The organism is Rhizobium sp. 05L419, from assembly GCF_056397845.1.
This window is the reverse complement of record NZ_JBFTOF010000009.1, coordinates 107,086-122,807: the sequence shown is the minus strand read 5'-3', so window position 1 is coordinate 122,807 and position 15,722 is coordinate 107,086. Positions and strand designations below refer to the sequence as shown.

Here is a 15,722-nt window from a genome sequence, read left to right as displayed (position 1 = left end):
CTTCAAATCGCGGAACTCGAATTCGGAAAAGCCGAACGATGATCAGGATTGAGGGAATAGCAGCCTTCGTGGCAGTCGTCGAATCCGGCTCCGTCAGCGAGGCCGCGCGGCGCCTGCGCCTGTCGAAATCCGTGGTCAGCGAAAGATTGGCCGAACTGGAGAGATCGCTGGGTGGGATCCTGCTGCACCGGACGACACGAAAGCTCACCCTGACTGAGGATGGCACTGCCTTTCTCGAGCGCGCAGTGCGCATCGTGCAGGAAATCGAGGAGGCAACTGCCGAAATGGCGGTGCGTCGTGGCACGCTGTCCGGTCCGCTGCGCATAGCCGCCCCCGTCACCTTCGGGCGCATGCATCTTGGCCCCGCGCTTTATCCGTTTCTCGTCGAGCATCCGGAAATCGAACTGGTCCTCGACATCGACGACCGCCGCGTCGATGTCTCCTCCGAGGGCTACGATGCCGTCATCAGGCATGGTCCGATTATCGATTCCCGATTGGTCGCCTGGAGACTCAGCCGAAGCCGTCGGCTGCTGGTTGCCTCGCCGGGCTATCTCGATCGCTACGGCGTGCCGAAGACGCTGGCTGATCTCGACGGTCACAAAGGCATTTTCTACACAAATCGCGGCGCTGCAGACTGGCGGTTTCAGACGCCTGATGGTGCCATCGTCGTGCGCGCCAAGCTTGCCGTCGGCATGAACAACGGCGACATGATCCGCGACGCCGCCGTGGCTGGTCTCGGTGTGGCGCTGCTGCCCGCCTTTATCGCCGGCCCGGCGATCAGCGAAGGGCTGCTTGTCGAGATCGATGTTGGCTACCGGCCGGAGGCCGAGTTCATCTATATGGCCCATCCCGAAGGCCGCAATCCGTCCGCCAAGCTGCGCGCCGTGGCCGATCACCTACGCAAGGCTTTCGGCGACCCGCCTTATTGGGATCCCGCCGGCTGATGGTCAGCCTCATCAGATCAGGCTCATCAGGTTGGCGGCGACGCGTGAGCGCTGTGCCTTGAGCATGGCAAGCGCGAGACGCGCCACCAGCGGCGGCCCCTCGATTGCCCGGTAGGCCACACCTTCGAGCGCCAGATGCGCGATCGAGGCAGGCACGATCGACACGCCGAGATCGGCTGCGACAAGGTTCACGACCGATGGAATCTGCGGTGCCTCCTGCGTCACCACGAGTTCGAACCCCGCATCGCGGCAGCCGCGCACGATGTCGTCGTAGAGACTGAGACCCACCGTGCGCGGAAAGAGTATGAAGGGCTCGCCGGCAAGCGCCGAGAGCGGCACCTTGCTGCGCCGGGCAAGCTGATGATGGGCGGGAAGCGCGATCAGCATCGGCTCGTCAGCCAGCCGCTTCAGCCTGACGTCCTTCGGATCCTCCAGACCGGGGCGGATGAAGGCGACGTCGATCTCCTCCCGCATCAGCTTTTCCATCAGCCAGTTGCTGTTCATTTCGGTCAGCGACAAGCCGACCTCCGGCCACTGTCCGCGAAAACGGCGGATTGTGCCGCTGACCGCGGTGTTGAAGGCCGAGGAGGCCGTGAAGCCGAGCGCCAGCCGGCCGGTCTCGCCACGGGTTGCGCGCTGTGCAGCGAGCTTCGCCTTCTCTGCCGAAGCCAGCGCCGCGCGGGCTTCCGGCAAAAAGGCGGTTCCTGCCTCCGTCAGCTCGGCGCCGTGCGGCACGCGGTGAAAGAGCGTCGCGCCGATCTCGTTCTCGAGGTCGCGAATCTGCTGGCTGAGCGGCGGCTGGCCGATACCGAGCTTTGCCGCCGCGCGAGTGAAGTTTCTCTCTTCCGCGACGGCGAGGAAGTAACGGATATGGCGGAGCTCCATCGGTATCTCCAAAACCTATCAAGAATGGCAGTGCCATATATTGGACAAATAGCATTGCCTTGGCTAGATCAAAAGGCGTGAAAGGTTGGTGCCTCATGCCACGCGCCGCAGACAAGCAGTCATACGTCCTGGAACCGCAATCCCGCCCGAATTTGCAGCTCTTCCGCACGGCGGCCGAACCCAGAGAAGAACGGTTCCTGGTGCGCGGCACCGCGGCCTATCGGCGCGCCAGCGTCGCGCTCTTCCTGTCGGGTTTTGCAACCTTCTCGCTGCTCTATTGCGTGCAGCCGCTGATGCCGATCTTCGCCGATGATTTCGGAGTGAGCCCGGCGGCGAGCTCGCTGTCGCTGTCGCTGTCGACCGGCTTCCTCGCCTTCGCGATCTTCTGTGCCGCAGCCGTTTCGGAAAGATTCGGACGCTGCAGCCTGATGTTTACCTCGCTGCTGGGTGCAGCGCTTTGTACGATCGCCTGCGCGCTCGTTCCGAGCTGGCATGCGTTGCTGGCCATCCGTGCCCTGGAGGGCCTGCTTCTAGGCGGCGTGCCGGCCGTCGCCATGGCTTACCTGTCGGAAGAGATCGATCCGCGCGGCCTCGGCGCCTCGATGGGGCTTTACATCGCCGGCAATGCCTTCGGCGGCATGGCAGGCCGCGTCGTGACAGGCATGCTTGCCGAATACTTCTCCTGGCGTCCGGCACTTGGCGCGATCGGGCTGATGAGCCTCGCAGCCGCGGTCGGCTTCTACCTCCTGCTGCCCGCATCGCGCAACTTCACACCGCGCCGGAGCATCGATGCCGGATTCCATCTGAAGGCCTGGGTCGGACATGTCAGCAATCCCGCCTTGCCGCTGCTCTTTGCCATCGGCTTCCTGGCGATGGGCACTTTCGTCACCGTTTACAACTACATCGGCTTCCGCCTTGTCCAGGCGCCCTATGATCTCAATCAGACCGAACTCGGCCTGATCTTCACCGTCTATCTCTTCGGCATCGCCGCCTCATGGATTGCCGGCATTCTCGGAGATCGCGTCGGGCACTTCATCGTCCTGCCGGCCGGCATCGCGATAGCCGCGGTCGGCGTGGCCGTCACCTTGTCCGCCTCGCTACCGCTGATCGTCCTCGGCATCGTGCTTCTGACGTCGGGTTTCTTCATTGCCCACGCCGTCGCAAGCGCTCTGGTCGGCCGGCTCGCTCGCGGCACCAAGGGGCATGCCTCGTCGCTCTACCTGCTCGCCTATTATGTCGGCTCCAGTGTCGCAGGTTCGGTTGGAGGATATTTCTGGGGGGCAGGGGGCTGGAATGCTGTCGTCGTGTTTGCACTGTGCATGCTGGCCTTGGGCATGGTCGCGGCGCTCGCTGTTGCGCGGTTCGCCAGACACTAGGGCAACAGGCGCCATGAGGCATCGCGATTTCCTGGCGCGGGTGAGATCAGAAGGCTCGGCAGAAGGGCCGGCAGTCACGATCAGGTCACGACCCACGCTATATAGAGAAGCGTCAGCGCGATCGCCCAGAGCGCCAGCCGGCCCGAACGGCCGTGGCGTGCCTCGGACTTGCCGATCGCGTCTGCCGTTTCCGCGTCGAAGCGCAGGCCATGCTCGCTCATGTGCAGCAGCTGGTGATGAAATTTCTCCGTCTTGGCGGCAATCTCGGGTGCCGCTTCTGCCAGCTTCATCGCGGCTTTGAGGCCATCCTTGATATCGGTGACGATCCGCTTCGGACCGAGATTGTTGCGAATCCAGTCGCCGACGACTGGTTCGGATGCCTTCCACATATTGAAGCGCGGGTTGAGGATGCGCGAAACGCCTTCGACGACCACCATCGTCTTTTGCAGCATCACGAGTTCCGGCCGTGTCTCCATGTCGAAGAGTTCGGTCACCTCGAAAAGCAGCGTCAGCAGCTTGCCCATCGAGATCGTCTCCGCCGGCTGCCCGTGGATCGGCTCGCCGATCGCCCGGATCGCCTGCGCGAAGCTCTCGACATTGTGATGCCCGGGCACGTAGCCAGCCTCGAAATGCACCTCCGCCACCCGGATGTAGTCACGGGTGATGAAACCGTAGAGGATCTCGGCGAGGAAGCGGCGTTCCTTCTTGCCGAGCCGCCCGACGATGCCCATGTCCACCGCAACGATCATACCCTTCGGGTCGACGAAAAGATTTCCGGGATGCATGTCGGCATGGAAGAAGCCGTCGCGCAGCGTGTGGCGCAGGAACGATTGGATCAACGTGTCGGCAAGTGCGTTGAGGTCGTGGCCGGCAGCCCGCAGGCCGTCGACGTCGGACATCTTCACGCCGTCGATCCACTCCATGGTGATGACGTCGCGGCCGGTGCGTTCCCAGTCCACCGTCGGCACGCGGAACCCCGGATCCTGCTGCGTGTTTTCGGCAATTTCCGAAAGGGCCGCGGCCTCCAGTCGAAGGTCCATCTCGACCTTGGTCGTCTGCTCCAGCGTCTTCGTCACCTCGACCGGCCGCAGCCGCCGGCTCGACGGCATGAAGCGCTCCTGCAGATGGGCGACGAGATACATCGCCTCGATATCGTGCGAGAAGCGCTGACGCACGCCGGGCCGCACCACCTTGACGGCCACTTTCTTCAGGCCGGTCGGCGTTTCCACCACTGCAGGGTGCACCTGAGCGATAGAGGCGGCGGCGATCGGATCGCCGAAGCTCGCATAAAGCTCTTCCACCGGTCGGCCGAGCGAGCCCGCGATGCTGGCCTTTGCCGCTTCCGGTGGAAAGAAGGCCATCCGGTCCTGCAGCTGCGAGAGATCGTCCGCGAACTCGACGCCGACGACATCCGGGCGCGTGGCGAGGAACTGGCCGATCTTGACGTAGGAAGGCCCGAGCCGTTCGACAGCCTGGGCGAGCCTGTCGCTGCGCTTCTTGGATCTGGCGCGATTGCGGGCAAACAGGCCTGCAATTGACTTGGCGGCACTGACAGCGGGCGGCAGGTCTTCGGACGGCAGCGCCGAGACGACACCTTCGCGCACAAGGATCCAACCGACCCGCGCGAGCCGGAAATATGCGCCGAGCGTGCTCATGCGGTCACATCCATCGGCTGCGTCGAGGCAGCCTTTGCCCCAAGTCCTGCGTTTGTGACAAGGATCCATTCACGGCGCGTTTGCGCCGTGAATGAACTATGCAATGCAAACAGGTTTTCCGCACTCCCGGACAGGAGCGTGCCGGATTCCTGTGACAAGCACAGGAATGAGGGAGAAACGATCTGGGCGCCCATTCTTGCTCAGAGCTTCCAGCCGGAGTGGAGTGCCGCGATGCCGCCGGTGTAATTCGTGTAGTTGACGCGCGAGAAGCCGGCGTTGCGGATCATATCCGCAAAGTTCTCCTGGTTGGGAAACTTGCGGATGGATTCAACGAGATACTGATAGGGCTCGGCGTCGCCGGTGATCGCCTTGCCGAATTTCGGAATGGCGTTGAACGACCAGCTTTCGTAGACGCGGTCGAGCAACGGCATATCGACTTCCGAGAATTCAAGCACCAGCAGCCGCCCGCCACGCTTCAGGACGCGATAGGCTTCGCTGAGAGCCACGTCGATGCGCGGCACGTTGCGGATGCCGAAGGCGATTGTATAGGCGTCGAAGCTGTTCGGTTCGAACGGCAGCTCCTCGGCATTTGCCTCGACAAAGGTCAGGTTGTCGGAAAGCTTCCTCTTGGCGGCCCGCTCGGCGCCGACGCCGAGCATCGAGCCGTTGATGTCGAGCACCGTCGCATGCGCCTGCCGGCCGGATGCCTCGACAATGCGGAAGGCTATGTCGCCGGTGCCGCCGGCAACGTCCAGAACCTTGTAGCCGGGCTCCTTGCGCGGGTTGAGCGCGGAGATCATCGCGTCCTTCCAGACACGGTGCATGCCCACGGACATGACGTCGTTCATGATGTCGTAGCGCTTGGCGACCTTGTGGAAGACGTCGTTGACAAGGCCCTGCTTTTCACCGTCCGCCACTTCGCGGAAGCCGTAGGATGTTTCCATTCCGCCTTCGGCGGAGGTACGGCTTTCTGACATCGAACACTCCATTCTCTGAAACCAACACCGAGACCATAGCGAATTGAGGTCGGCGGCGCTATCTGTGGGCCACGGTCCGATCCGCGGCACCTTGGCGCTATAGCGCACATCGACCGCGGTTGAAACATGTTAGAGCAAGTCCAGCAAAAGCGCGTAGCGGTTTTGCGTCTGGATTGCGTAGAAACAAAAAGATAGAGCGTTTTCGAGATTCGAAGAAAAGCGGAAATCCTCTGGATATAGATGGGTTGAGATGCCGGAATTGCCAGAAGTCGAAACCGTCCGACGCGGGCTTGCCCCGACCATGGAGGGCGCCCGCATCGCAAGGCTCGAGCTGCGTCGCAAGGACCTGCGCTTTCCCTTTCCGGATGGCTTGGAAGCGAAGGCATCGGGCCGAACGATCGTGGCACTTGGCCGCCGCGCCAAGTATCTGCTGATCGATCTCGACGACGGCACCACCATCATTTCCCACCTCGGTATGTCGGGATCCTTCCGCATCGAGGCAGGCTCCGCCCCGGATGCGCCTGGCGATGCGCCCGGTGAGTTTCACTATCCCCGGTCGAAAGACACGAAGCACGATCACGCAATCTTCCACCTGGAAGGCCCAGCCGGCCCCAGTCGCGTCATTTACAACGACCCCCGGCGTTTCGGCTTCATGGATATTGCTGCACGGACCGCGCTCGACATCAACCCGTTCCTCGTCGGTCTCGGACCGGAACCGACAGGCAATTTGCTGAGTGCCGCCTATCTGGCGGAACGCTTCGCCGGCAAGGCGCAGCCGCTGAAGAGCGCGCTGCTCGACCAGAAGAATATTGCCGGTCTCGGCAATATATATGTCTGTGAGGCGCTGTGGCGCTCGCACCTGCACCCGACGCGTGCCGCAGCCACCCTGGTGACCAAGACAGGCAAGCCGAACAAGCAGATGGAACTGCTGATCGCCTCGATCCGCGATGTGATTGCCGACGCCATCAAGGCCGGGGGATCGTCGCTGCGCGATCACATCCAGACGGACGGTTCGCTCGGCTATTTCCAGCATTCTTTTTCAGTCTATGACCGCGAAAGTCTACCTTGCCGCACGCCGGCCTGCGGCGGTACGGTCACGCGTATCGTCCAGGCGGGGCGCTCGACCTTCTACTGCCCCGTATGCCAGAAATAGCAAGCCGACTGGGAGGAAATCCATGGCCTATGAAACGCTGATCGTCGAAACCCGCGGCGCCGTCGGGCTCATCACGCTGAACCGCCCGCAGGCGCTCAATGCCCTGAATTCGACCGTGCTGCAGGAATTGCTGCGTGCGCATGCCGGTTTTCAGGCCGACGACGCGATCGGTGCGATCGTGCTGACGGGCTCCGAGCGTGCTTTCGCCGCCGGTGCCGACATCAAGGAAATGCAGCCGTTGGAATTTGCAGACGTCTACGGCCGCGACCTTATGAGCGGGTGGGACGATGTTGCCAAGGTTCGCAAGCCGGTGATCGCGGCCGTCAGCGGATTTGCACTCGGCGGCGGCTGCGAACTCGCCATGATGTGCGATTTCATCATTGCCTCGGAGACGGCCAGGTTCGGCCAGCCCGAGATCACCCTCGGCGTCATTCCCGGCATGGGCGGGTCGCAGCGGCTCACACGGGCCGTCGGCAAGTCGAAGGCGATGGACCTGATTCTGACCGGCCGGATCATGGATGCGGCGGAAGCCGAGCGCGCGGGACTGGTTTCGCGTGTGGTGGCGCCAGACCGGCTGCTAGATGAAGCATTGGAGGCGGCGGCCAAGATCGCCTCGCTGTCGCGCCCTTCGGTGCTTATGGCCAAGGAAGCCGTCAACCGGGCATTGGAGACGACGCTGGAAGAAGGCCTGCGTTTCGAGCGCCGGCTCTTCCATAGCCTCTTCTCCACCGAGGATCAAAAGGAAGGAATGACTGCCTTCATCGAAAAGCGTAAACCCGCCTTCAGGAACCGCTGATCCCCGGAGCGAAGGCGGCTTTTCCTTGAAAATGCGCGTTGACGCCGGTCGGCTTTAGGGTTATATGCCCGCCCAAGGTTCGGGAAGCCACTCCGGTTTTCCGATTATGCTCCCGCATTGCTGTATGAAGTGGCCGCAGGGCCCGCGGTGATCGCGGAGTTTGTTCGAATTCTTGAGAGAGGCATCCATGGCCAATACAACTTCGGCGAAAAAAGCGACCCGCAAGATCGCCCGCCGTACCGACGTCAACAAGGCTCGTCGCTCGCGCGTTCGTACTTTCGTTCGCCAGGTCGAAGAGGCAATCGCATCCGGTGATGCTGCCAAGGCAAAGGAAGCTTTCCTCGCCGCGCAGCCGGAACTGGCTCGCGCCGCAAGCAAGGGCGTTCTTCACTCCAACACGGCTTCCCGCAAGGTTTCGCGCCTGGCAGCTCGTGTGAAGGCTCTTTCGGTCGCTGCGACCGCATAATCTTTCGTTAATAAACCGATTATTATGATTAGCCCGGCAACTTTGTCGGGCTTTTTCGATTCCACCGTACGGTTGTCCCAATGGTTAATTCGGTGACTCCTTCATGTCGGGTGGATGACACAAAAAACAAAACAAAAACAATGGCTTGCGTCAGGATGCTTTCAGCTTTCACGACTCGCACCTTCCGCTGCGGGGTCTGAAACGAGTCAAGAAGCTTTTTTCTTTTTTTCTTTTTATGCGTGTCAAAATTGCCAGTTTGAGGAATCTCCTTGATTCAAAAGCGATTCTTTTTTGACAGTGGCGTGACGCCCTAAGAGTGCTGCCGGAGTCAACGGGGCCATCTTAATTTTGCGTAAAATTCATCGTTGATCTCCGCACCCGATCCTGCCTAAATGCCGGTCAACAAGGGGCTCGGACATCACCTGTTTAAGGCTTGGTCTGAAACTGCCACGTCGGCAGGCTGATTGCTTTGTGTCTTTTGTTACGGGGAGCTTTGGCCTCCGGATTCTCACGCACTGGTGCAGATTGGACCGCGGCTGTGGCTGCCGCGGAACGGGATGTCGTGTGCGTTTTCAAACGGCTTTGCGTTTTTGCGTGAAGCCTAAGAAGAAGGGAAATCATACGCAGGCTGCTGGCGACCGTAAGGATGAGGGACGGGGACCAGCATGGGAGGTGAAGCGGACGCCCTATGATGCGAGCGCCGTTGCCCTCCTGATAGTCGTCTCGTGTTTTGAGGCAGGCGTTTGAGTGAACCGGCTGGTGGGTGGCGCATGAGGGCGCCATTTTCTGGCCACAGCGGGGAAATAATCGGGCGACGGAAAAAGCCGCCCGGTGGAATTGGAAGGCGGCAATATGCACATGAATTCAATGGCGGTGGATGTTTTGGACAACAGTGACAGGACATCTCTGGCGTTTGGCTCTATTTGCCCAGAAGCGGCGGGGGAAAAGGGAGACATGAAGAATGGCATACTTTTTGAGCGCGTAAGCGCACGCCTGAAGGCGCAAGTGGGTCCGGATGTCTACGCAAGCTGGTTTGCGCGGCTGAAGCTGCATTCGGTCTCTAAAAGTGTCGTGCGGCTCACCGTGCCGACGACGTTTCTGAAATCCTGGATCAACAATCGATACCTTGACATGATCACCGGCATCTTCCAGGCGGAGGACGCGGAAATTCTCAAGGTCGAGATCCTGGTCCGCACCGCAACCCGCGCTGCCAAACCAACGGAGGAGGCGGTTGCCCAAGAGCCTGCATCCTTGGTGTCGCAGGTGCGCCGACCGGTCGCCCAACAGGCGGGCCATATCGCACAGCAGGCGGTTTCGGCTGCTGCCGCAGCCCGTCCGGCAACGGCAGGCTGGGGACAGCCTCTGTTCGGCTCTCCACTCGATAATCGCTTCACCTTCGATACATTCGTCGAGGGGAGCTCCAACCGCGTTGCCCTTGCAGCGGCAAAGACGATTGCCGAGGCAGGCCAAGGCGCCGTGCGCTTCAATCCGCTTTTCGTTCATTCGACCGTCGGTCTCGGCAAGACGCATCTGCTGCAGGCGATTGCCAATGCGGCCGTGCAGAACCCGCGGGCGCTGCGCGTCGTCTATCTGACGGCGGAATACTTCATGTGGCGCTTTGCGACTGCGATCCGCGACAATGACGCGCTGACGCTGAAAGACTCGTTGCGCAATATCGACCTCCTGATCATCGACGACATGCAGTTCCTGCAAGGCAAGATGATTCAGCACGAGTTCTGCCATCTCCTGAACATGCTGCTCGACAGCGCCAAGCAGGTTGTGGTTGCGGCCGACCGCGCGCCGTGGGAGCTAGAGTCGCTCGATCCCCGCGTCCGTTCGCGTCTGCAGGGTGGCGTCGCCATTGAACTCGACGGCCCGGACTACGAGATGCGGCTCGAAATCCTCAAGCGTCGTCTTGCGGTCGCTCGTGCCGAGGATCCGTCGCTGGAAATCTCGACTGAGCTGCTGAACCACGTCGCCCGTAGCATCACGGCAAGCGGCCGCGAACTGGAAGGTGCCTTCAACCAGCTGCTCTTCCGCCGCTCTTTCGAGCCGAACCTGTCGATCGAGCGTGTGGACGAACTGCTCGCCCACCTCGTCGGCTCGGGCGAGCCGCGCCGTGTGCGCATCGAAGACATCCAACGTATCGTCGCACGACACTACAACGTTTCGCGCCAGGAACTGGTGTCGAACCGCCGCACCCGCGTCATCGTCAAGCCGCGCCAGATCGCCATGTATCTGGCGAAGACGCTGACGCCGCGCTCCTTCCCGGAAATCGGCCGTCGCTTCGGCGGACGCGATCATACGACGGTCCTGCATGCTGTGCGCAAGATCGAGGAACTGATTTCGGGTGACACCAAGCTGTCGCATGAGATCGAGCTCCTGAAGCGCCTGATCAACGAATAGTCTGCGACGTTTCCTCAGAATTCGGCGGCCGGAAGCAATTCCGGCCGTTTTACCTTGAGGATCCCCATTCCATCGAGCACGCCGCCGCCCGCTTGGCCGATTGGCAAGCGGATTCGCCGCGGGCGTTGGAGGGAGGGCCGCGTTACCGAGCAGCTCAGTGCTGGTTTCTCTGGCTCGGCAGTGCGCAACGCTTGCCGCAGCTCGGTACGCCGGGAAGCATGTAGCGCAGGCAGCAGATCTTGCGCCGGGCCACGCGCTCGCCGTCGTCCTCGACCTGTTGCAAGCAGCCGCAAAATGGGTTCACGCCTCCATCCGGCAGGCAGCCGCGAATGAAGAGCGGCAGATCGGCCGCCGCCACCCCCGCTTCTCTATTGGCCAGGCGGAGCGCGTAGTCGATGTAGACTGCCGCATTGTTCCAGCAAAGCTTGGTCGAGACGCCGCAAGCCTTCAGTTGTACAACGGCGTGGCCGAGGTGCGTTTCGAGCATTGGCCCGATCGCCTCGAAACCGTCCGGGCCGATATGGTCCTCGATGCGCCCCGCATGAGGTACGCCGAAGGCCCGCGGCAGGCCGTCCTCCGAGAGCGCAATGGTCATCTCGCAGAATGCGACAGGTAGAGCCTGGGCGGCAAGCTGGCGGGCGAGAAGATAGGGAATGATCAGGCACGAGAAGTAGTAGAGAGACCACATCGAGACGACGGCGCCGTTGCCGCTAGAGGCTTCCGCATAGCGGTCGATTGCTCGCTGAAATCCGCCATTGCCGAAGAAGTCGGTCAGGGAAACGCCGGCTGCAAGCTCCGTCGCCAGCAGCATCCTCTCTCGGCACCAGGCGTGCTCGCCGACAAACGCGGGCGAGAGACGGCCCCGGAGCCCTTCGCTCCGATCGATATTCTGACGCGGGGCGTTGGCCATGCGGTTACCCATCGACCTCGCCGGTCGATGCTTCCCGCACCGCGGCAGCCGCGAGGAGACGGGCCACTGTAGCCCTGATTTGGACGGTGCGGATGCTCATCAATGTGTGGGTTCCGGCATGCTCACATAGAATTTGATGAGTTTAATACTCAACAAAAGGCCGGAGGAAAGCAAATTTTGAACGCCATACTCCACTTTTATTGCGGCGCATTGGCCACAGTCACCTTAGCCCCCGCCTCCGACAGCAGCCAACGGCGAAAGGCTGCAGTCGACGGTCGCTCCAGCGCCGCACTGGGGTAGACGAGGTGGAAGGCGAGGCGGCTTGCAACGCCCAGCGGGAAGGGAGCGACGACGGCACCATGCTGAAGCTCACCGGCCAGAAACGATCGGCGCATCAGAGCGAAGCCGAGGCCGGCTTTCATCGCCTCATAGGCGCCGTTGCCATGCATAAAGATCGGCCCGCGCGAAGCGTCCACCTTCGTTGCACCGGCTGCCTCCAACCAGAGCTGCCAATCGTGTCGATAGACATCGTGGATGAGCTGGAACTCCGCGAGCGAATTCGCCGAGGGCGAGTCGCCAAGCGAGTCGGAGAGTTTCGGTATGCAGACGGGCACGAGTTCGTCGTCCACCAGTCGTTCGCTCACCAGTCCGTCATAGCCACCTAGCCCGTGCCGGATCGCCAGGTCGATACCGTCTCGCTGAAAGTCCAGGACACGGTGCGAGGCGCTGATGCGAACGTCGATCTCGGGGTGGATCGCCTCAAAGCGACCAAGGCGCGGCACAAGCCAGTAGGTTGCAAAACCGGCGGTGCAGGTAACATTCAGTACGGCGCCGCGGGCTCGCGCCGTAATCGCCGCCGTCGCCTCCCGCACCAGACGGAAAGCTGCCCTCAGCGTCGTAAAGTAATCGGCGCCTTCCACCGTCAGCGCCAGCGCGCGGGTCTTGCGCTCGAAAAGCTTCACGCCGAGCGCCGCCTCGAGATCGCGGATCTGCAGGCTGACCGCTCCCGGCGTCACGTTGAGCTCCTTCGCCGCCAACGTCATGCTGAGATGCCGGGCCGCCGCTTCGAAAGCGCGCAACGCGGAGAGTGAAGGAAGATAATCGCTCATGATTTAGCTCAGCTAAAGCGTTTGTCGAAAAAGACTCGTTTGCCGAGACCCGCTTCTCGAAATAATATCAGCAGGAAAGCGATCCTCAAAGGGATTCTTGAATAGCGATGCAGCGAGAATAATTCGGCATTCGCGGTGAACGCCGCGCAGCAATCGGGTGGCGCTGCCAGTTGCCGCGACGTAAGCCGTTTGCCTGTTCAATAGGGAGAAGGGTCATGCAACAGAAACAGATGGGTCTTGCCGAGTGGGGAATGTTGCTGGTGCTCTCCCTGCTATGGGGCGGTTCGTTCCTCTTCAACGGCATTCTGGTGAAGAGCCTGCCGCCGTTCACGATCGTGACCGGCCGGGTGCTGATCGCGGCGATCGCCCTCAACGTCATCGTCCGCGCGACGGGCCAGGTCATGCCGCGCGATGGCAAGTCCTGGGCCGCCTTTTTCGGCATGGGTATCCTCAACAACATGATCCCCTTCTGCCTGATCGTTTGGGGCCAGACGCATATCGCCAGTGGGCTGGCGTCCATCCTCAACGCGACGACACCACTCTTTGCCGTCGTCGTTGCGCATATGCTGACGGCGGATGAGAAGATGACCGGCAACCGTCTGCTCGGCGTGCTCGTCGGCTTCGCCGGCGTGGCCTACATGATCGGTTTCGATGCCTTGCGGGATCTGGGCGCCAACGTTCTGGCGCAGCTCGCCGTGCTGGGTGCTGCGCTTTCCTATTCCTTTGCCGGCATCTTCGGTCGCCGCTTTCGCCAGATGGGGATGGCACCGCTCATTCCGGCCGCCGGGCAGGTGACTGCGTCCACTATCCTGATGCTGCCGGTCGCCCTGCTGATTGATCGCCCATGGATACTGGCTGCACCCTCTGCCGAGACCTGGATGGCTCTCTTCGGTCTCGCGCTGCTATCCACGGCGATCGCCTACGTGCTGTTTTTCCGCATCCTGGCGACGGCTGGCGCGACGAACCTGATGCTTGTCACCTTCCTCATCCCCGTCAGCGCCATCCTGCTCGGCGCCGCCGTTCTCGGCGAGCAATTGCAGGCCAAGCATCTGGTAGGCATGGCGATGATCGCGATCGGCCTTGCGGCCATCGATGGGCGCCTGTTCTCTCTGGGGAAGAAGCGAACCGCCTGATTCAGAGCAATTCCGGCAAAAGTGCATAGCGGTTTTGCGAAGAGCGGAACTCTAGCAGGCGAGATCGGCAACGACCGAATCGAGGATCAGCATGCCGGAGGGCGTGCAGCGAAGCCGGGAATTGCCGATCCGCTCGATGAAGCCGTGTTCCAGCAGGAATTCCTCGCGCTTCGGGTCGGGATCACGACCCGAAAGCTGCTGCCAACGGGCAAGATCCACGCCCTCCGTCAAGCGAAGCCCCATCAGCAGCAGCTCGTCGGCCTGTTCGTCATAGCCGAGCTGTTCCTGATCCAGAACGCCGTGGCCGTCTCGTTCCACGAGGTCCAGCCAAGCCTCCGGCTTGCGCTCGGTGGCGGTCGCGATCTTCGCGGATCCGCGCGTCAGCCGCCCATGCGCGCCGGGGCCGATCCCGGCATAGTCGCCGTAACGCCAGTAGGTAAGATTGTGACGGCTCTCTGCGCCGGGGCGGGCGTGATTGGACACCTCATAAGCCGGCATGCCCTCGCTGGCGGTGATTTCCTGCGTCGCCTCATAGAGCAGCGCCGATTGATCGTCATCCGGCACGACCAGCTTGCCCGCCTTGTGCAGGCCGAAGAAGGGCGTGCCCTCCTCAATCGTCAGCTGGTAGAGCGAGAGGTGGTCGACGGCGTAGGAGATCGCTTCTCTAAGCTCGCGCTCCCATTCCGCCACCGTCTGGTTCGGGCGGGCATAGATGAGGTCGAAGGACATGCGCGGGAAGATGTCGCGCGCCAGCTTGATCGCTTTCAGGGCATCGGCGACGTCGTGCAGGCGTCCGAGGAACTTCAGGTCGCGGTCGTTCAGCGCCTGCACTCCGAGCGAGACACGGTTGACGCCGGCCGCGCGATAGCCGCGGAAACGCTCTGCCTCGACGCTGGAAGGGTTGGCCTCCATGGTGATCTCGATGCCATCGGGCATGTGCCACTCTTTGGCGATGCCGTCGAGGATGGCGGAAACGGTGGACGGGTTCATCAGCGACGGCGTGCCGCCACCAAGAAAGACGCTGGTCACCGTCTTCGGTCCGCTCAGTTGCCGCATGCTCGCCATTTCCTTCAGGAAGGCGGCAGTGAAGCGCTCCTGATCGACGGGTTGATGGCGGACATGGCTGTTGAAGTCGCAATAGGGGCACTTGGCCGCGCAGAACGGCCAATGCACGTAGACGCCGAAGCCGGGCTCCCCGGTGTCGGGCAGCAGTACGGCATCACGCATCAGGCGAGGGGAATCTAGATTATCCACGAACGGGACCTTACGCTTCCAGGCAGGTTTCGACAAAGAGTTTGAAGGCACGTGCACGGTGCGAAAGCGCCTGCGGCTTGCCTATGTTCCAGCCGTGCTTCTCCTCGCCGCTCATCTCGCCGAAGGTGATGCCATACCCTTCTGGCTGAAAAACGGGATCGTATCCGAAGCCCTGTGTGCCGCGCGGCGGCCAGACGACGGTGCCTTCAACCTCGCCGCGGAAAAGCTCGGTACGCCCGTCCGGCCACGCAAGGCACAGCACGCTGATGAAGCGTGCGCTCCGCTGTTCCGGTTTGGTAGCGCCTGCATCCTGCAATGCCTTCTCTACCTTCTCCATCGCCATGGCGAAATCGCGCGTGCCGTCGGGGGTCTCGGCCCAGTTCGCCGTATAGACACCCGGATCGCCGCCCAGTGCGTCGATGACAAGCCCGGAGTCGTCCGAAAGCGCCGGCAGGCCGGAAGCCTCCGCCGAAGCGAGCGCCTTGATAGTAGCGTTTTCCTCGAAGGTGGTTCCCGTCTCGTCAGGCTCGGCGAAGTTCAGGTCGGCGGCAGACTTGGCGGTAAAACCGAAGGGACCGATCAGATCCTGGATTTCCTTGATCTTGCCTGCATTGTGGCTGGCGACGACGATGGTCTTGGTCTCAAGCTTGCGCATTGG

14 protein-coding genes are annotated in these 15,722 nt (G+C 61.8%); 7 read left to right on the top strand and 7 right to left on the bottom strand.

What is annotated here, in order from left to right; translation table 11 throughout:
* The first annotated feature begins 38 nt into the window (after positions 1-38).
* Complete coding sequence (locus tag AC1DMK_RS14320; RefSeq protein WP_477859798.1) at positions 39-944, top strand: LysR family transcriptional regulator; 906 nt, start codon at positions 39-41, stop codon at positions 942-944.
* A gap of 12 nt (positions 945-956) precedes the next feature.
* Here AC1DMK_RS14320 and AC1DMK_RS14315 read toward each other — a convergent pair whose 3' ends face one another.
* Positions 957-1,829: a LysR family transcriptional regulator gene (locus AC1DMK_RS14315; RefSeq protein ID WP_477859796.1), complete on the bottom strand. Its 873-nt coding sequence runs from the start codon at positions 1,827-1,829 to the stop codon at positions 957-959.
* Between the two features lie 95 nt (positions 1,830-1,924).
* On the opposite strand from AC1DMK_RS14315, the gene AC1DMK_RS14310 reads away from it, so the two are divergent.
* On the top strand, positions 1,925-3,205 hold the full coding sequence (locus AC1DMK_RS14310; RefSeq protein ID WP_477859794.1) for an MFS transporter: 1,281 nt from the start codon (positions 1,925-1,927) through the stop codon (positions 3,203-3,205).
* Between the two features lie 80 nt (positions 3,206-3,285).
* Here AC1DMK_RS14310 and ubiB read toward each other — a convergent pair whose 3' ends face one another.
* Positions 3,286-4,860, bottom strand: a complete 1,575-nt coding sequence (gene ubiB / locus AC1DMK_RS14305; protein WP_477859792.1) for a 2-polyprenylphenol 6-hydroxylase — start codon at positions 4,858-4,860, stop codon at positions 3,286-3,288.
* 200 nt (positions 4,861-5,060) lie between these two features.
* On the bottom strand, positions 5,061-5,837 hold the full coding sequence (gene ubiE, locus AC1DMK_RS14300; protein ID WP_037065620.1) for a bifunctional demethylmenaquinone methyltransferase/2-methoxy-6-polyprenyl-1,4-benzoquinol methylase UbiE: 777 nt from the start codon (positions 5,835-5,837) through the stop codon (positions 5,061-5,063).
* Between the two features lie 250 nt (positions 5,838-6,087).
* Between ubiE and mutM the strand changes: the two genes are divergently transcribed.
* The 4 genes from mutM (at position 6,088) to dnaA (ending at position 10,658) form a co-directional block, all read left to right on the top strand.
* Positions 6,088-6,990 carry a bifunctional DNA-formamidopyrimidine glycosylase/DNA-(apurinic or apyrimidinic site) lyase gene (gene mutM / locus AC1DMK_RS14295; RefSeq protein WP_477859790.1) on the top strand — a complete coding sequence of 301 codons (903 nt, stop codon included), beginning with the start codon at positions 6,088-6,090 and terminating at the stop codon, positions 6,988-6,990.
* Between the two features lie 22 nt (positions 6,991-7,012).
* Complete coding sequence (locus AC1DMK_RS14290) at positions 7,013-7,786, top strand: enoyl-CoA hydratase (protein ID WP_477859788.1); 774 nt, start codon at positions 7,013-7,015, stop codon at positions 7,784-7,786.
* Between the two features lie 187 nt (positions 7,787-7,973).
* A complete protein-coding gene (gene rpsT / locus AC1DMK_RS14285; RefSeq protein ID WP_037065626.1) occupies positions 7,974-8,252 on the top strand; it encodes a 30S ribosomal protein S20 in 279 nt (92 codons plus the stop codon).
* An 852-nt stretch (positions 8,253-9,104) separates the two neighbouring features.
* Complete coding sequence (gene dnaA / locus AC1DMK_RS14280; RefSeq protein ID WP_037065695.1) at positions 9,105-10,658, top strand: chromosomal replication initiator protein DnaA; 1,554 nt, start codon at positions 9,105-9,107, stop codon at positions 10,656-10,658.
* A 154-nt stretch (positions 10,659-10,812) separates the two neighbouring features.
* Here dnaA and fhuF read toward each other — a convergent pair whose 3' ends face one another.
* Together fhuF and gcvA are read right to left on the bottom strand one after the other, a co-directional pair.
* The gene (fhuF, locus tag AC1DMK_RS14275) at positions 10,813-11,568 is read right to left on the bottom strand and encodes a siderophore-iron reductase FhuF (RefSeq protein ID WP_477859785.1); all 756 of its coding nucleotides are present in this window, start codon (positions 11,566-11,568) and stop codon (positions 10,813-10,815) included.
* 197 nt (positions 11,569-11,765) lie between these two features.
* Complete coding sequence (gcvA, locus tag AC1DMK_RS14270) at positions 11,766-12,677, bottom strand: transcriptional regulator GcvA (protein ID WP_037065628.1); 912 nt, start codon at positions 12,675-12,677, stop codon at positions 11,766-11,768.
* A 215-nt stretch (positions 12,678-12,892) separates the two neighbouring features.
* Between gcvA and AC1DMK_RS14265 the strand changes: the two genes are divergently transcribed.
* Entirely contained in the window at positions 12,893-13,810 is a 918-nt protein-coding gene (locus AC1DMK_RS14265) for a DMT family transporter (protein ID WP_037065630.1), read from the top strand.
* Positions 13,811-13,861: 51 nt separating this feature from the next.
* On the opposite strand, the gene hemW is transcribed toward AC1DMK_RS14265, so the two are convergent.
* A complete protein-coding gene (gene hemW, locus AC1DMK_RS14260) occupies positions 13,862-15,037 on the bottom strand; it encodes a radical SAM family heme chaperone HemW (RefSeq protein WP_477859900.1) in 1,176 nt (391 codons plus the stop codon).
* Positions 15,038-15,074: 37 nt separating this feature from the next.
* Positions 15,075-15,719 (bottom strand): RdgB/HAM1 family non-canonical purine NTP pyrophosphatase, encoded by a 645-nt coding sequence (gene rdgB, locus AC1DMK_RS14255; RefSeq protein ID WP_037065634.1) that lies wholly within the window; start codon positions 15,717-15,719, stop codon positions 15,075-15,077.
* Positions 15,720-15,722 lie beyond the last annotated feature (3 nt).

Excerpts from the sequence above, each read along its gene's own strand:
- AC1DMK_RS14320 (WP_477859798.1), top strand. The coding sequence starts at position 39 with ATGATCAGGATTGAGGGAATAGCAGCCTTCGTGGCAGTCGTCGAATCC.
- AC1DMK_RS14315 (WP_477859796.1), bottom strand. The coding sequence starts at position 1,829 with ATGGAGCTCCGCCATATCCGTTACTTCCTCGCCGTCGCGGAAGAGAGA.
- AC1DMK_RS14310 (WP_477859794.1), top strand. The coding sequence starts at position 1,925 with ATGCCACGCGCCGCAGACAAGCAGTCATACGTCCTGGAACCGCAATCC.
- ubiB (WP_477859792.1), bottom strand. The coding sequence starts at position 4,860 with ATGAGCACGCTCGGCGCATATTTCCGGCTCGCGCGGGTCGGTTGGATC.
- ubiE (WP_037065620.1), bottom strand. The coding sequence starts at position 5,837 with ATGTCAGAAAGCCGTACCTCCGCCGAAGGCGGAATGGAAACATCCTAC.
- mutM (WP_477859790.1), top strand. The coding sequence starts at position 6,088 with ATGCCGGAATTGCCAGAAGTCGAAACCGTCCGACGCGGGCTTGCCCCG.
- AC1DMK_RS14290 (WP_477859788.1), top strand. The coding sequence starts at position 7,013 with ATGGCCTATGAAACGCTGATCGTCGAAACCCGCGGCGCCGTCGGGCTC.
- rpsT (WP_037065626.1), top strand. The coding sequence starts at position 7,974 with ATGGCCAATACAACTTCGGCGAAAAAAGCGACCCGCAAGATCGCCCGC.
- dnaA (WP_037065695.1), top strand. The coding sequence starts at position 9,105 with ATGCACATGAATTCAATGGCGGTGGATGTTTTGGACAACAGTGACAGG.
- fhuF (WP_477859785.1), bottom strand. The coding sequence starts at position 11,568 with ATGGCCAACGCCCCGCGTCAGAATATCGATCGGAGCGAAGGGCTCCGG.
- gcvA (WP_037065628.1), bottom strand. The coding sequence starts at position 12,677 with ATGAGCGATTATCTTCCTTCACTCTCCGCGTTGCGCGCTTTCGAAGCG.
- AC1DMK_RS14265 (WP_037065630.1), top strand. The coding sequence starts at position 12,893 with ATGCAACAGAAACAGATGGGTCTTGCCGAGTGGGGAATGTTGCTGGTG.
- hemW (WP_477859900.1), bottom strand. The coding sequence starts at position 15,037 with ATGCGTGATGCCGTACTGCTGCCCGACACCGGGGAGCCCGGCTTCGGC.
- rdgB (WP_037065634.1), bottom strand. The coding sequence starts at position 15,719 with ATGCGCAAGCTTGAGACCAAGACCATCGTCGTCGCCAGCCACAATGCA.